Source organism: Streptomyces niveus, from assembly GCF_001723055.1.
In the GTDB taxonomy this organism is placed as follows: Bacteria; Actinomycetota; Actinomycetes; order Streptomycetales; family Streptomycetaceae; genus Streptomyces; species Streptomyces niveus.
The window spans coordinates 1-686 of record NZ_MDCR01000277.1; the positions used below are offsets into that span (position 1 = coordinate 1).

General features: G+C 66.8%; 1 protein-coding gene. It reads left to right on the top strand.

Features of this window, described 5'->3' with window-relative positions; genetic code table 11:
• A partial coding sequence (locus tag BHU15_RS27870; protein ID WP_171908459.1) for a flavodoxin-dependent (E)-4-hydroxy-3-methylbut-2-enyl-diphosphate synthase occupies positions 1-686 on the top strand: 686 nt, incomplete at both ends.

Here is a 686-nt window from a genome sequence, read left to right on the forward strand (position 1 = left end):
ATGCCGGATGTTCCGACGAAGCTGGCCGATCGGAGGGTCAGTCGTCGGATCCAGGTCGGTTCGGTGGCTGTCGGTGGGGATGCGCCGGTGTCGGTGCAGTCGATGACGACGACGCGGACGTCGGATGTCGGGGCGACGTTGCAGCAGATCGCGGAGCTGACGGCGTCGGGGTGTCAGATCGTGCGGGTGGCGTGTCCGACGCAGGACGACGCGGACGCGTTGGCGACGATCGCGCGGAAGTCGCAGATCCCGGTGATCGCGGACATTCATTTCCAGCCGAAGTACGTGTTCGCGGCGATCGACGCGGGGTGTGCGGCGGTGCGGGTGAATCCGGGGAACATCAAGCAGTTCGACGACAAGGTGAAGGAGATCGCGAGGGCGGCCTCCGCGACGGGCACCCCGATCCGTATCGGCGTCAACGCCGGATCGCTGGACGCGCGTCTTCTGAAGAAGTACGGCAAGGCGACGCCCGAGGCTCTGGTGGAGTCGGCGTTGTGGGAGGCGTCGCTGTTCGAGGAGCACGGTTTCCGTGACATCAAGATCTCGGTGAAGCACAACGACCCGGTGGTGATGGTCAACGCCTACCGCCAGCTCGCGGCCCAGTGCGACTACCCGCTGCACCTGGGTGTGACGGAGGCGGGCCCGGCGTTCCAGGGCACGATCAAGTCCGCCGTCGCGTTCGGGGC